The 14,760-nt window shown below is 47.0% G+C and carries 16 protein-coding genes; 2 read left to right on the plus strand and 14 right to left on the minus strand.

What is annotated here, in order from left to right:
• Window positions 1–59 precede the first annotated feature (59 nt).
• Window positions 60–431 (minus strand): hypothetical protein, encoded by a 372-nt coding sequence (locus J2Z66_RS27440; protein ID WP_209975942.1) that lies wholly within the window; start codon window positions 429–431, stop codon window positions 60–62.
• A gap of 273 nt (window positions 432–704) precedes the next feature.
• A complete protein-coding gene (locus tag J2Z66_RS27445; protein WP_209975943.1) occupies window positions 705–1,556 on the minus strand; it encodes a phytanoyl-CoA dioxygenase family protein in 852 nt (283 codons plus the stop codon).
• 137 nt (window positions 1,557–1,693) lie between these two features.
• Here J2Z66_RS27445 and J2Z66_RS27450 point away from each other — a divergent pair, with 137 nt between their 5' ends.
• Window positions 1,694–2,536, plus strand: coding sequence for a helix-turn-helix transcriptional regulator (locus tag J2Z66_RS27450; RefSeq protein ID WP_209975944.1), 843 nt, complete (start codon window positions 1,694–1,696; stop codon window positions 2,534–2,536).
• A 70-nt stretch (window positions 2,537–2,606) separates the two neighbouring features.
• Here the strand turns inward: J2Z66_RS27450 and J2Z66_RS27455 are convergent, their stop codons facing one another.
• The 8 genes from J2Z66_RS27455 to J2Z66_RS27490 all read right to left on the minus strand — a co-directional run bounded on the left by J2Z66_RS27455 (window position 2,607) and on the right by J2Z66_RS27490 (window position 11,952).
• Window positions 2,607–4,229 carry a SagB family peptide dehydrogenase gene (locus J2Z66_RS27455; RefSeq protein ID WP_209975945.1) on the minus strand — a complete coding sequence of 541 codons (1,623 nt, stop codon included), beginning with the start codon at window positions 4,227–4,229 and terminating at the stop codon, window positions 2,607–2,609.
• Window positions 4,230–4,296: 67 nt separating this feature from the next.
• Window positions 4,297–6,270 (minus strand): TOMM precursor leader peptide-binding protein, encoded by a 1,974-nt coding sequence (locus J2Z66_RS27460; protein WP_209975946.1) that lies wholly within the window; start codon window positions 6,268–6,270, stop codon window positions 4,297–4,299.
• Entirely contained in the window at window positions 6,267–8,339 is a 2,073-nt protein-coding gene (locus J2Z66_RS27465; protein WP_209975947.1) for a putative thiazole-containing bacteriocin maturation protein, read from the minus strand. Before J2Z66_RS27465 ends, J2Z66_RS27460 begins: the two co-directional genes overlap by 4 nt.
• Window positions 8,340–8,642: 303 nt before the next feature.
• On the minus strand, window positions 8,643–8,786 hold the full coding sequence (locus tag J2Z66_RS27470) for a hypothetical protein (RefSeq protein ID WP_209975948.1): 144 nt from the start codon (window positions 8,784–8,786) through the stop codon (window positions 8,643–8,645).
• 203 nt (window positions 8,787–8,989) lie between these two features.
• Complete coding sequence (locus tag J2Z66_RS44150; RefSeq protein WP_376774487.1) at window positions 8,990–9,277, minus strand: heterocycloanthracin/sonorensin family bacteriocin; 288 nt, start codon at window positions 9,275–9,277, stop codon at window positions 8,990–8,992.
• Between the two features lie 291 nt (window positions 9,278–9,568).
• Window positions 9,569–10,747, minus strand: coding sequence for an NAD(P)/FAD-dependent oxidoreductase (locus J2Z66_RS27480; RefSeq protein WP_209975950.1), 1,179 nt, complete (start codon window positions 10,745–10,747; stop codon window positions 9,569–9,571).
• A gap of 39 nt (window positions 10,748–10,786) precedes the next feature.
• Entirely contained in the window at window positions 10,787–11,221 is a 435-nt protein-coding gene (locus J2Z66_RS27485; RefSeq protein ID WP_209975951.1) for a helical membrane plugin domain-containing protein, read from the minus strand.
• Between the two features lie 356 nt (window positions 11,222–11,577).
• The gene (locus J2Z66_RS27490) at window positions 11,578–11,952 is read right to left on the minus strand and encodes a GNAT family N-acetyltransferase (RefSeq protein ID WP_209975952.1); all 375 of its coding nucleotides are present in this window, start codon (window positions 11,950–11,952) and stop codon (window positions 11,578–11,580) included.
• Between the two features lie 223 nt (window positions 11,953–12,175).
• Between J2Z66_RS27490 and J2Z66_RS27495 the strand changes: the two genes are divergently transcribed.
• Complete coding sequence (locus tag J2Z66_RS27495) at window positions 12,176–12,493, plus strand: MGMT family protein (RefSeq protein ID WP_209975953.1); 318 nt, start codon at window positions 12,176–12,178, stop codon at window positions 12,491–12,493.
• A gap of 158 nt (window positions 12,494–12,651) precedes the next feature.
• On the opposite strand, the gene J2Z66_RS27500 is transcribed toward J2Z66_RS27495, so the two are convergent.
• From J2Z66_RS27500 to J2Z66_RS27515, 4 genes are all read right to left on the minus strand, one after another.
• On the minus strand, window positions 12,652–12,828 hold the full coding sequence (locus tag J2Z66_RS27500) for a hypothetical protein (protein WP_209976051.1): 177 nt from the start codon (window positions 12,826–12,828) through the stop codon (window positions 12,652–12,654).
• 82 nt (window positions 12,829–12,910) lie between these two features.
• Complete coding sequence (locus tag J2Z66_RS27505) at window positions 12,911–13,252, minus strand: low molecular weight protein tyrosine phosphatase family protein (protein ID WP_312894802.1); 342 nt, start codon at window positions 13,250–13,252, stop codon at window positions 12,911–12,913.
• Window positions 13,245–14,087 (minus strand): nucleotidyltransferase domain-containing protein, encoded by an 843-nt coding sequence (locus J2Z66_RS27510; protein ID WP_209975955.1) that lies wholly within the window; start codon window positions 14,085–14,087, stop codon window positions 13,245–13,247. The genes J2Z66_RS27505 and J2Z66_RS27510 overlap by 8 nt, the downstream gene beginning before the upstream one ends.
• A gap of 37 nt (window positions 14,088–14,124) precedes the next feature.
• A complete protein-coding gene (locus J2Z66_RS27515; RefSeq protein ID WP_209975956.1) occupies window positions 14,125–14,565 on the minus strand; it encodes a GNAT family N-acetyltransferase in 441 nt (146 codons plus the stop codon).
• Window positions 14,566–14,760 lie beyond the last annotated feature (195 nt).

Raw genomic sequence — 14,760 nt, forward strand, 5'->3', positions numbered from 1 at the left:
CATTATTGAAATTTAAAAAAATGAGGAAGACGCCTTGCGGCGTCCTTTGATGAGCGTGTTCATGGCGTTGGTGCATTACGGAGGGAATGGATGTGGGCTCCAGCCGCTGTTAAAGATTTGTTCCCTGAATGGGATGGATGAGGAGGTAGGAACCAATCTTTAAAGGCGGACGCTACCGCTCTTCCACCCACACCCATTCCCTTCTCAGCTATAATCGTAATCGCCCGAATCACACGAGCACCAAGCTCAAACGGACTACCAGCAAGGGTTTTTCTCTGGATTGGAGGGGATTTACCCGCGGGCCAAGCCGCTGGGATTGAAGAACGGCCCTGCCAGCGTGCACAACCGAGAGGAGCTGCTATTTTAACGATGTTTTTCATCGTTAAAAGCCTTGGCCCGCTCCACATCCTTACTTTAACGATGAAAATCATCGTTAAAGTCCTTTTTAAACCCCCAAAGAGGCCATCCGTCCTCTTTTAACGATGATTTTCATCATTAACGTGACGGCTTGACCTGGAACACTTACTTTAGCGATGAAAAACATCGTTAAGTCAGCAGAGGTTTGCTCTCCTGAGAGAAAGGGATAGTGACAAAGTGAAATCTGTGCTTCTTTTCTGAAAGTAAACTTATACTTTCCAGTAAGTTCATACAAAATAAGAGGGAAGCAGACAAGCGGGCTCCCGCATGTTCATTCCCTCTTATTTTTACCCGTTTAACCAGTCTTCAAGTGTCGCTACCTTCTCAGGATACATGCTGCTGCGGGCCAAAAATCCAGCGCCATGATTAACCATCGGGTCCTGATCGGTTGGCTGATACCTCAAATCGACACTCCAGCGTATTCCGTCCGAAAGATTAGGCGTCGACATGTGGAGCAAACGATCGTTAAACAAGATGGCCGTCCCCGCCTTTACGGGAAGAGCGATCGTTTCCGCCTTGCCAAGCTGGCTATCGCGCAGCGCCGTATATCCCGTCCCAGTTTGTGACTCCTCATGCCACTTTAACAGCTTATTCCTATGGGTTCCGGGCTTAATATGCAGGCAGCCATTTTCCAGCGTCGCATCAACAAAGGAGATCCACACCGTAATGACAGGATTAGCATTAGCGTCCGGCCAATACGATTTATCCTGATGCCAGGGCACTGCCCCAGCGGCCACGCCAGGCACTTTCGGACGTACATTGTACACCGGATTGCTGAAAATTTCTCCACCGATCAGTGATTCTACAGCATCCAATATTTTGGGGTTGCTCATGAGGTGAAAATACCCCGGTATGCGATCCCTCCAGCTTCGGCCATATTTAAGAAAATCCTGATCTGTCATGCCCTTAAACAGTTCCGTCAGCCGCGATTCAAATGGAAGATGCTCCAGTTTGTCTGTAATCATTTTATCGCTATAAAGCTCGTCAGCAATCATGGAGACTTTCTCCTGCATCGCCTGCCGCGGCGCTTGCATATCCTCTTCCGACAATAAATCGGTCAAAACCAGATAACCATAGGTATCATAATGCACCCTCTGCTCTTTGGTGAGAATTCCTCTAAAGTCCCACATTGCATCCATATCATTACCTCCATGTAGTTATCATTTCAATGGATTTATTGTATCATTAAGAGAATAATTCGTATTTAAACGATATTCCTTTCATTTATACAAAATTCCGCTAATGAAACAAATCACAATGAAAAAGGAGGTTCTTTATGAAGCCGCTGGCAGAAATTAGACCGTTGGTTCGATCGGCGCTTCCCTGGACCTACAAAGGCGAGTTGGGAGAAGGAACACGTATCGGCTACACCTATGCTTTCCATTTATTTACCGAAGGCAGGGGGCATATGTTAGTTGATGAGACCCGGTATGCTGTTGAGAGAGGAACTCTTCTGTTCATCCGTCCGGGGCAAGTTCATTCCTTCCATCATAACCCCGGCTCTCGGATGGAATCGTATAATGCCTATTGCGATTTCTGGACTGAACCTGAGGTGCTGCTTCCCCGTTTTGCCTTTTTTCCGGACCTGCCTGATTTCACGCTGATGACCCGAATCGAAGCCTGTCCGGAGCTGGAGTCTCTGCCTACTCAATGCTCACTCAGTCCTTATCCGTATCTGATAGAGCTTTTTACACAAATTACTGAAGCCTTCGAATCGACACACTATGCTAAACAACTTACTGGCAGCTTGATGCACGCATTCATACTAAGATGGTTCAACAGCTTCACAGATACGATCCCCAGCGATTACAGGATATTAAAAATAATCGCGGAAATGGAGAGCAATCCCGAAATTCAACTAAGCTACGAGCAATGGTGTGCTAAATGCAACCTCGAGAAATCACATTTCTATAAGCTGTTTAAGCAGGAAACCGGCATGACACCGAAGCAATACGTACTTAAGATGAAAATGAAAAAAGCAATCGTGCTGCTGCAGGAAAGCAAACAGTCGATTACTTCGATAGCAGACATGCTTGGTTACGACTCGATCCACTATTTTTCCAAACAATTTTCCACTTATTATGGCATCAGCCCGTCTCATTTACGCTCGCGGAAGTAAGATTGAAAGTAAGATCTGTACCTGATTACCAGATTGTCTCTCAGTACATGCATTCTCTGTAGCTGACCAACTAGCCATGCAACCCTCCCTCCAAGCGGGGACAGTGACGATAAGGACCGACGGGTATTTGGATCAGGCTGGTTATTCCCTGCGAAGTCATGCTGTAAATATCATCGCATAATTGAGCATTAAATCCGAGGAGCGGATGCCCTCCCATCCCGATAGCGGATGCTGCCAACAGTAAGCGCTGCACAAGCATCCCGGCTTCCATTTGTTGAATGCGGTATCCTCTGTAGCCAAGGGCTTCTCTACGTTGATTCCGATCCCCTGCCACATGAAGACAAAGCGGGACTTGAAATATATTTATATTGTCCGAAGACATTGCCTGATGCAGCGAGAGCCGCTGATCTCCATGACGTAATCGCCGTAATGCATGAGCTTCACTATCATAAAAGTACGCGCCATCCGGTATGCCTTCAACGTTATACAGACAGCCGTACAGCGCAACGCGGGGTTCGGGCTTTCCAGTGGGTCCATCCAAATCATTTCGGTACAAAAAGGAAGCCGTCGCCTCTTGTAGCAGGATGGCCAGCTGCACTTGACTCACCTTGGCCAAAAGAAAGTCTTTGTCCGGCGAAAACCGCTTTCGGCTGACCAACGCCAGATCATATGACAGCCGACTCACTTGAGGTAGCTTCACTACTTGGCCCTCTTGCTTCTCTTGCTTCTCTGCTTCCTCTCGCTCATCCCAGTTTGCAAGCCCCTTCCCGATTTCTGTTATCGGCGGCAGGAAATCAAGCCGGGATGCTTCGTTCATCTTGATTAGCATTGGAAATTCCTTGACCCTGCGGGAACGGACATAATGAGAATGCTTGATCAATGCCAATTCCCTGCATAATTCAGTGGCTGAGACCATCCTAACTCTGTTATCACTGCCATCACTGTTGCCAAACCAAGAGATCCTGGACTCCACCGATAACGGGATCACCGCATATACACTTTCCTCTTGCTCGGATATCCCGAGCAGATGGTTAACAGCCTGATCAAGAAACTGGAAACACACACCTGTTGTGAAGCCAAATCGCTTCGCAACTTCCAGCAGCTGTCCAATCAGCGCACCGGCGTCCAGCCCTTGCAGCCGATAAGCAAAGTTATTGTATTTAAAGAAGTTTTTCCAAAACATAGTTGAAACAAAAACAGTACCAAAGCAGGAGGACACATCACAACGATTTCCAATAGCGCAGGTTAAATAAGAATCATAATTGCCTTCGCGCAGCAAAACCAAACGGTGATGGGCCACATCATAATGGTACATACCCGCTGGCAAATCCTCCACCTTCAAATACACATATAATTCATTTGGGTATAAGGCTCCCCCCGAGGGAACAAATCGCCGATTGGACTGCATCATCCCCATCGTTTGTTCCGTGGAATTAAACGCAGAAACTGATTGACACAATTGAGTGAGCCCGAAAACATACCAAAGAAAATCGCCAACTCCACGGAGGTTGGGCTTCGCGGGTGCTTCCACACCTTCAAGCGTTAGCACCACCTCTGGAGAGAGCGGAACGACAGGCAGGCCGCGGTAGAGCTTATATGCAAGCGGTCTGTCCTCCCAATCCACCACCGTGTCTGGCGGCTTGGTTTTATCGGTGTCATAATGCAAATTGTGGAGAAAGGCCTCCATACTCATTCTTCTCCCCCCTCAAATGAACGAAACTGCAAACACTCCAGATTCTGGTATTCGGAATCAGTTAACCTTATGGAAAGGGATGCGGATGTGGATTAAGCTGTTCTATCGTCAGCGGCTGCTTCACATATCCAAGCTCCATCGGTACCCTCAGCACTCTCTCCAGTCCTGTAACACGGGTAAAATGATGCCCAAATGTCATTGGCAGCATTCCTGGAATGAGCACTTTTACACAGTGTAGTCCATTTCGAATCGTTTCCGGCGATGTCTGATCCACCACGATCACATCGAGGTCCAATCGGCGAAACATCTGAAGAATGTCCTTCAGATCATCCGTCAAGTCAGCCTTCCCAGGCTGTCCGGGCTGTCCAGTCTGCTGCCCCGCCTTCCGCTTGAATTCCTCGTCAAACGTCAGCAACCGGTCATTTCCATCCAGCAAAAATTGCAGCCGCTCCTGCGCCTCCGGCAAACTGTACAGCAGTGAATGATCCTCCATCTGCCGCAGTAGCGACGAATCGTGGAACATTCGAACATACGCCTCCCGGTTCGCATCCAATTTCTCGTCAAGTGTCAGCACTAGGCCAGCCAGTTCGTGAACCGCACCCTTCACCGCCCGTACCGGGTCCGGATGAGCTCCAGCCGCGCAGATAAGATTCGCTCCCGTCTGCTTCCTGTTAATCGCCATCGCCCAAACGCTTGGAATCCCGTTCTCCATCGTAGAGTTATAGAAATACACATCATACCCCGCAACAGCTTGCAAACGGTCAATCATCAGATTCAATTCTTGATCATTAGCCGAATAAGGGTCAAAGCGAGGAATAGTTAGCTGCGCATACCAAGTCATCAGGAATGCATCACGCTCCACCACTTCCAAAATGCCATAAAAAATAGACTCCTCCAAACTTCCACCTAACGCACATCCATTAGACGTTTCAGCTACATACCCCTTCCCACAGCCCACGCTGTAATAAGCAAGCTGCTCCGGAACCAGAATCGGGCGCTCTTGCAAAAAAGAGTAGCCCCAAACCCAATCGAGTGGCTGGTCAGGATCAAACGGTTTATAAGGATATCCCGGCCGGGCATACTGTTCCTTCGTGTGCACCCCTATTTTGACGGGATCGAGCGCTTGATCTGCCAAATTGCGGAAGGAATCATAAACTACCGTTCGTTTACCCCGAGGTGCCAGACCGCAGGACCGCTCCAAGCCCTCAAGAATGGCGGTCAGCTCACTGACAGCATAAGAATTACTCCTGCCCGCCGTTCCCACGTCCTCCGCGAGCATTGGCAGATTCACACTCACATCGGCAAACGGTGCCTGAAGGTTAAGCATTTTTCCATTTAAAAAACCGGTCCGGTAATCCAGATAGTCATGGGCCAAAACTTTATTCAGCTCCTCTATAGAGCGGCTGCGGTAGCTGTTTACGCTGATCTTCGGACTTGGCTGCAGACCAATGGCGGCGGCTGATGATGAATCGTCGGGCATTCGGCTGCAAACTGGACACAACGGATCAGGGAGAAAAAGGTGGAGCTTGCTTTCTAACGTCCCCATGTTGATTAGAAACACCCTTCCTTCCGAGTGACCCGACCTGCCTTGCAGCACCCTCCGGGCTTCAGCCACGAGCAGGTGAGCCACCTGCAAAAGCCCAGTGCGCGACGCCCAGGCATCTTGTGGCACTCCCCCTTGAGCCGCAAGCCTCTGCTGCAGCTTAAGTATCTCCCTGCGCTCTCTCCCCGCCATAAGGCGCCGCGTATCTGCACACCGGGAGCACCCCTGTATGCCCGGGCGAACCAAAGGGCCGATCACGCCTTCGCCAAATGAAACGAAGCCGCGCAGCCATGGAATGCCGGCTGGCGGCAGCACCTCTTCTGCTTTTTGATGCATATAAGGATGCCAGGCATCATGCAGCACCAGAGCCAATGAAGCCGATTCGGATACGCCTCCCTCGAAATCGAGCTGACGTACGACCTCGAACCCGGTGGCTAGTTCTCTGCCCACGCAGTCCGTCAGCACCCCTTCTCCCACAATCACAACGGTAGGGCTCACCACGTTCCCTCCTTTTTCAGCAATACCCCGAACACCCCAGCCAACCCCTCCTTCAAAAACGGTTCCTGTGCCAGATCCATCACTATAAGCCGCTGGCGGTTCCTTTTTAAAACCTGCAAGGCGGATTGCAAAACCTCAGCTTGTGCCGTCACATCACAAGTTGGAATCTCGATGCTTAGCAGCTTTGCTGACAATTTTTCTGGCACCCTATCTGGTTCTCTTTCCGGCACTCGTTCTGGTACTCGTTCTGGCACCCTTTCCGATACTCTTTCTGACACTCTTTCTGGTACCCTCTCTTCCAGATGCACCGATGAAACTACCAATGCCTGTGAGGTGAGGAAAGCCGATTGGTTTTGCACCTCAAGCAGAGCCTGCTGCAAAGCCTTTTGCAGCGCCATAGTTACATTCAGCCCTACGCTTCCATACCAACGATCGTTTGTTCCGACCCAAATCACTGGGAATCCAGCTACTTTCTTCCCCAAACCGATTATCGGCACTCCCTTCATTGTCGTCAATGCCTGCAAATAAAACCGGCAGTGTTGATCTTCTATCTCAGACAGCTGCACCCGAAAGACAGAAGGCTTCTGACCCTCATGCTGCTTGCTTAGCTCCTCGGCCAAACACTTTTGCAGCCCTCGGCCAATACCTTCTGCAACCGTTGCTCCTGCTCCTACACCTATAAAATCCTTAAAATCCCGCTGTCCTATTCTACAGCCCTCTGCCTCCTGATCGCTGGAAAGCTTTGCAGCTAGCAGACCGGACATTCGCGACACATACGCTTCTATCCCCGTCAGCCCTGCTTCCCTCCGCGCCTCCTCATGTGTCATATTTGCACAGATCATATCCGTCAGCACCCCAGCCGGCCCTTCCGACAGCGGATCGGCTGCCTGAACGCGGCACTGAGAAAGCGGAAGCTGCAGTAAGTCGCCCTCCTCCCAAATATGAAAAATCCCAGATACCTCCGATGTCAAACTGTTGAAATAGGGAAGCAACCCGTTCTCATCTTCACTGGCCCCCCATTCGGACTGCTGATCGAAATCTTGAATCCAATCTGCTGCTGCACGTCCATTCACAAGAGGATGGGGCATGAACGAATGCCAGTTCCCTTCCAAGGTTTCCAGATTCAGCAGAAAAAATTGCGGTTTCTCCGAAGCGGTCAAACCTGCAACCATTTTTAATAATTCAAACACGATCACATTGGATAACATCGCTCCCGCTGTAGAAGAAAAGTTGTGCAGCTGCGGATCTTTACCAAGCGCAGATTGGTGTATACGGCTCCATGCCGAATCCCAACAAGCCTCAGAATCTGGATGTACCAGCGGACCCGCCATGCCCACCTGCTGCAAGCATACCGCTGGAAGGAAAGTCTTCTTCTCTTCTCTGCAAATGGCATGAAGCATTTGAAGCTCCTCAACATCGCCCTCCTGTGATACATATAAAATAGAATCAAATGGCCTCACAGCCTCCTGCCAAAAACTTCCCCCCTGGGGCTGCCGGCCAACCTCCTCTACTACCACCTCCGGATCCAATTTACGGGCATGTGCCACCAAATCTGCCAAACGCTGCCGATCAGTCGGCTCCCGATCCGAAACCATCACGTGAAACTTGGGTAACCCAGAATCGAGCAGCGCAGAAACGACCGATAACAAAAAGGGGCCAGAGCCGATTGCCAGCACGTTTGCCTGACGATAGGACTGAAACCGGTAAGCACCCGAATCGCCAAAGCTATCCAAAAATTCTACTTGAGAAGCATACTTCTGGAGGATTGCTTCCGGCAATTGATGCGGTTTGTCTTGACTCACATCTCGAACAAAGCCATTTTGATACAACGTTTCCGCGATTTCATATATCTGGTTGCGGTGTGGAGCCGGCAATCCATCAGTCAAATCCTCTAGCCTGTGCTCTCCATTGAATATTGGAATCAACTTCTCAATCCACTGATCGATCCCGCGGCCTTCCATGCGAAACGAGCTTACATGGTTTCGAAAATAAACGCTTCCGTTTGGATCAGGGAGAAAAAACGTATCCCGATTCACTTTCAGGCGCATTGAAGGATTCAAATTTGTCATTCTATTCCTCCTCCGTAAGCTGTGCTCTAACGCTTCACTCCATTTTTTCGCTGCATCTTCCAAACCGTTCACATGTAATCTTATGTATAGCGATTTGTCCCTCATGTCAAATTTAAAAAAAACACCTTGCGAAGTCCTTTGAGGTGCGTGTTCGAAGCTAGGGAGCGTTGCGGAGGGAATGGCTGTGGGCTCCAGCCGCTGTTAAAGATTTGTTCCCTTGAATGGAATGGATGAGGAGGTAGGAACAAATCTTTAAAGGCGGACGCTTCCGCTCTTCCGCCCACAGCCATTCCCTCTTCTCAGCTAAAATCGCACTAACAACACGCTCAAACGGACAGCCAGCAAGGTTTTTTTCTCTTGATTCGAGGAGATTTCCCCCGGTCCAAGCCGCTGGGGCTGAAGAACGCGCAGCTGAGAAGGACCTGCTACTTTAACGATGAATTTCATCGTTAAACATCAGTTCCTCTCCACATCCTTGTTTTAACGATGAAAATCATCGTTAAGTGGAGCACGCTCGGCGGAGGGCAGACTGCTACTAACTCTCATCCCGCCACATCGTGACTTGGGCGCGTTACGGAAAAAAGCCCCCTTCAAGATAAAGGGGGCCTTCTCTTCTTATCAGGCAGCCATGAGTTCCACTTGCAATCTCCTCAATGCCCACCGTGATGACAGTTTTGACAATTATGGCAATTCTGACAGTTGTGACAGTTCTGGCAATTGTGACAATTATGACAGTTGTGGCAATTTTGGCAGTTATGGCAGTTGTGAAAGCAATTAAAACAATTGATGCAATTAAAACAATTTAAGAAACAATTGAAACAAAGACGCGCAGGTTGCTGGGCTTGAGCATCCCAAGGAGTCACCTCGCTCGTGCTAAATCCGGAAACATTCAAACTCTGCAGATCATTTTTAAATTCATTCATTAATTTAACCTCCATTTGAAAATAATTTAATAATTTTGCTGGCCTTGTGAATTCGTAATTTTCTGAGTTCAGAGTAATTTCATAATCACAACATATGTATTTAGCTCCGCACTTGTTACTGATCTTAAATACCTATATTTTTACTCTTCGTACTATCGCAATCCGCAAGTTATGAAGACAGAAAAGAAGACCACCCCATTTGAGATGGCCTGAGGCAAAGGGATAGTGACTACAAGGAGATATTTTATGTAAAAAAAAGAACCACCCCGGAAGTCGTGCTGACCGGGATGGTCCTTTAAATAAATATTAGTAAGCTAATGAGAACAGTCCGTTGATGTGAGACAGATAACGGGCGTTACTCGCTTTTTTCATTAATGAAGCTGGTGTACCCTTCAGTTCAATACCAGATCCGCCGATTGCACCGATGCCGTCTTTTCGGCCCAGGCTCGCCAATGTTCCTGAGAATACTGGATGGAACCCGCCCATTTTGGTACCCTTAAAGGAAGCTGCGATGTTCTCTCCAACAAGCTCACCCATTTGCCAAGCCAGTTGTGCGGTTGGTGGATAAGGACGGCCATCTGGAGCAAATACAACAGCGCAATCACCAGCAAGATATACATCTGGATGAGAAACGGATTGCAGGAATTCATTAACGGTTGCGCGGCCGCGGTTTACTTCGACTCCGCAATTAGCAACAAGTGAACTTCCTTGTACTCCGCCAGTCCAAACTAGCGTATTCGTATCAATCGTTCTACCATCCTTCAGGCTTACAGTCGAACCGTTCACTTCAGTGATCGCTAAGCCTGTAAGGAACTGCACACCGCGCTGCTCAAGGCTCGTAGTAGCACGTTGGATCAAATCTGCGGAGAAAATTGGCAGAATGTTAGGCATTGCTTCAACCAAATATAGAGATACGTCTGCGAAATCAACGCCATTAGTCTTGCAGATTCCAGGCAACTCATCAGCAAGTTCGCCAACAAGCTCAACGCCTGTAAGACCGCCTCCACCAATAACGAAAGTTGCGTCTGCTTTATTTTTTGTTTTTGCATAGGTACTGATACGCTCTTTTACATGTGCAAAGACACGTTTTGCGTCTGTTACGGATTTCAGGGTCAAGCTGTTCTCTTGAAGTCCTGGGATACCAAAGTAGTTGGTTTCGCTGCCAAGAGCCAATACCAATGCATCGTAGCTGTATGAAGTACCATTTTCGACAGTAACCTTACGGCCTTCCACGTCGATAGTTTGTACGTTGCCAACTTTAACATTAATATCTTTGCCTTTGAAAAGCTTCTCCAGCGGAAGTGCAACTGCTTGCTCGGAAACGTTACCAGCAGCAAGACGATGCAGCTCAGTAATAATCTGGTGGGAGCCTACCCGATTAATAACGGTAATGGAAGCTTCCTCTACCGACATATTAGCACGTGCGGAAAGAGCGCTTAGTAAGCCGCCGTAGCCTGCACCTATAATTAAAATTTGCTTTTTCATGTTCATCCTCCGTTTTTTTAACCTGGCAATTTATTTAAGCTAGTCCTGCTTTTTTCTTTCGCCTAGAATATCCAGATAAGCTTGGCCGAAACGAAGCATCTTCTGCAGTTCCGGATCCTTCAGCAATCTCACCATGCCGAACAGGCCAATAGTTGAATCGCTATGCTCAGCACGGTCATTCGCTTCAATAGCCGCGGAGGCATATCCTTTCACTTTCTCTTCAAGCGGTTTAACTACTTCTTTCAGGCCGCCTACCATGTCTTGAATAAGAACGCGGTCATTCGACACCTTTTGCGCCAAGTCATAAGTCTTCGTAAGCAGAGTCATCATTTCCGATAGCTTGGGCAATTGATCCACCAACAGAGTCAAGGCTTCTTGCACTTCCGGCTTCAATAATTGATCCAGAACATCTGGCTTTGCAGCAGTTTCTACTGCTTTAACTTCTTCAACATTTTTTACAGCTGTTTCCGACATTTCTTCGTTCCCCCTTAATGCGTATGGTTAGTCTGGTTCGCAGCGAACACTATATTTGAATCGTTGTTTGATAAAATTCATAGATTTTTCGCACAACCATAGTAAGTGAAAAATTTCACATATCGACTATAATCAATTACAAAACTGCTGCGGGTACCACCGTTACTTCCTACCCCTATTCTATACCTTTATCTAAAATTTCGCATTCATTTATGCTATTTTTAGCAAACGATTATTTTTATCGACATGAAAGATTTTATAGATCACTTTAGGCTATATCACCCCAATAAGTCAAGTCTTCCAGCAGCGCAAAAAAGAGCACCTGTCATGATGCGCACAGGTACTCTTTTGTTTATTCAATGTCCAGGTGAATCCATCGTCTTCGAACTGTAAGGGTCCGAATAATTGGCTCCACTTTGCTCCCATACGTCTGCATACTCAGGATATCGCTTGAACTGCTCAAGCACGTAAGAACACGAGGGAATAATTTTCCTGCCTTTCTCCCTTGCCTCTTCAACTACAAAATCGAGCAACTGCCTGCCTAAATTCTGCCCCCGATGCTCGGGATCAATATACGTACTATCAATAATCCAGGTGTCCACATCTACAAATTGGTAAGTTATTTCTCCCACTGTACCACTTGTTCCAATGAGTACAAAACTATTTCCACGCTTTCGCGCTTCAAGATCGACTTTTGCTTTTTGAACTACTGTTTCTTTTTCTTCATTCATGGTTTCCTGCACCTCCTGAAGATAGATGATAGATGAAGATAGTTGAAAGATTTCATCCACTACGCTAGTCTTCATTACCCCATTCAGGAAACTATGAAGCAAACTACTACTGTACTATATAGTTGTAATCCCTGGGCGCCATCGGTTATATTCGAATAGTGAACCAATTAATAAGCTTAGGTAAGAGTTTGGGCAACAGCCTGATACTGCCAAAGGAGAAATTATGCAGCCATTCAGCCGGCTTACGATTGAAATCATTCGAGCCATTCCCGAAGGTAAAGTTATGACCTATGGTCAAATCGCGGCATCAGCCGGAAGTCCTCGCGGAGCCAGACAGGTCGTTCGCATTCTGCATTCGATGAGTCAAAAGCATCAGCTTCCCTGGCACAGAGTCGTTAACGCCAAAGGCGAAATAGCGATCCAGGATGAGGAATCGAGCTTTCTTCAAAAATTACTGCTTGAAAACGAAGGCATCGAGCTGAGCGCAGACGGTAGGGTAGATCTATCGATCTATCGTCACGAGGTGTCCTGTGAGCCATAGTTTGTCACGTACACACGCACAACAAGTCCATTCAACAAAGTGGATAATCACTTTTTCCCACCAAAAAAGCACAATTGCCCACAGAAAAAACATCTGGGCATATTGTGCTTCATTGTGCTTCCCTTTTTGAGCATGGCTGTCAGTGAAATCACTCTATATCAGGGCAAATCGTCTTCCTTTTTATTAATGTATTCATTTGGGACATCCTCATCCCCAGGGTTGTTATTTTTAATTTGACTCAGTCTGCCATTTTTGAATTCGCCACCGCGCACTCCTGATGTGCTTTGGTTGTTATTATCGCTCCTGTTTTGTTTATTCTTTTCTTTGTTTGACATATTAGGTATCCTCCTTGGCCGAATTAGCTTGGATTTGCTTGGTCCATATGAAGTTCTTATTATGCTCAAAAAATGTTCTTTTTTATTCCTCTGGCAGCTCAATATATTCTGCAACTCTTGATTTTAATGTTTCAATAAGTTCCTCATCCATAAACATATAATCATCAGGAATATCGAGACAGATCACTCGCTTACCTATAAGCTCCGGTCCAAACTTCTCCTGCAGCCGCCTACTATGTTTTCTCTCCATAACAAATATAAGGTTAGCCCAGCCAATATGGCCTCCCGTCACTTTGATTCGTGCATGATCCTCTGTACCAGCTGATCTGACATCATAGCCGTTTACACCATGGAATATCTTCTCGGCTGTCAAGCTCCGCCATTTATTACGGCTGCATACGAACAATAACTTAACGTCATTCACTCTCCTCATTTTTTAGAAAACATCGGTTGCTTTCCGTATGTATATAACTAAGAAGCTCAACTAAATCATTTAATCGCTTCACTTGCGAATCGTAAACCCGCTCCACTTGACAGCGCTTGATTGCTATAGCTTCACGGATTAGCCCGTGCCACCGATCGGACAAAAGATTCATTCCGTATGTACCGGCACCTGTTTTGCTGGTCACTCCATGTTCCTTTATTGTGTAAAGCTGCCGCAGCATGCCGAGGACACACCATTCGACAGCATAATCCAGCTCCGCTGCTTTTATCGTTTGCTCAGATAAGTCGGGCTCACGCAATCGCCTCTCCAACCGCTCAACCCAATTTTTCCAATATGAATTCATATTTGCCATTACGTAATCAATCAATGTTTCCTTCGATATTTCATACGAAAAGGAAATATTCAGTCCATAGGCACGAATACCGTGATGCTTCAGCACCCACCATGTAACTGGATTGATATCAGTTCCGGTTCCATCCTCATGCACTTGCTTATTAAAATAGGTCAAAACGAATGGGATCTCGTTGAAAGCTTTTCCAAGGTCCTCCTGACCTAGATAGGCTCCCATAATATCCGTTCCAGGCAAGATCCGCTCAACCTCTTCATGTGCCTCTATTATCGCTTGGATATGTACCGGGCTTAAGGGCTGCTCAACAACAGCTATAAAATCAATATCGCTCGAGCCCTCTATATAATCACCCAGCGCTGTAGAGCCATACACATAAACCGCTTTGAGTCTACCTTGCAGGCTACTTTCTAAAAGATTACATAATTTACGCATAGTTATACTTACTTTATCCGGCAGTAATTCCATCCTGCACCCCCTAGATTAATAAACCATTGCTTATTTGTTATATCCTTTTCATCGTTGTGGAATAGGGCAGAAATCCAGCCTTCCGCCAAAATCTCATACCATTCGGATTGGTCTCTAGAACTTCTATGGTGATCGTCTCTATTCCTTCCAACCGCTCCGTTAATAGCAGCTCGATGCCCTCTTTGCCATACCCTTGATTGCGATAATCTCTTTTTATAAAATATTGCCGCAGATATGCCTCGTTCCGGGTTGCGCTATTGGAAGCAGGGCGGAACTGATACAGCACATAACCAACAATACCAGACGAATTACAGAGAAGATCAATCTCCCAGTCGGTAGTCATCCAGTCTCTCATTCTTTCCCGCAATTGATCGAGATTCATCGGATTCCGGCTGCCTTCATCGTCAATCAGCTGCTTATTCATGGCAGCCAGCACTTCAAGGTCCGGTTCCGCTGCCTTTCTCCATATAAGAGTCATTCTTGTGCATTCCCTCCATTATATGCGATACCTACCTTAGTAATATTCTATAACATAAGGAAATACTTTCCTACAAAATAATTAACCTGCCGACAAATCAACTCTTCCGCTAGCAACCAACACCACTAGTAACATTGGGGCTAGTTTAATAGTAAGAAAAGGTGTACATACTAAGTGTACTTGGATATACTTGAG

The organism is Paenibacillus eucommiae (assembly GCF_017874215.1).
GTDB lineage: Bacteria > Bacillota > Bacilli > Paenibacillales > NBRC-103111 > Paenibacillus_AI > Paenibacillus_AI eucommiae.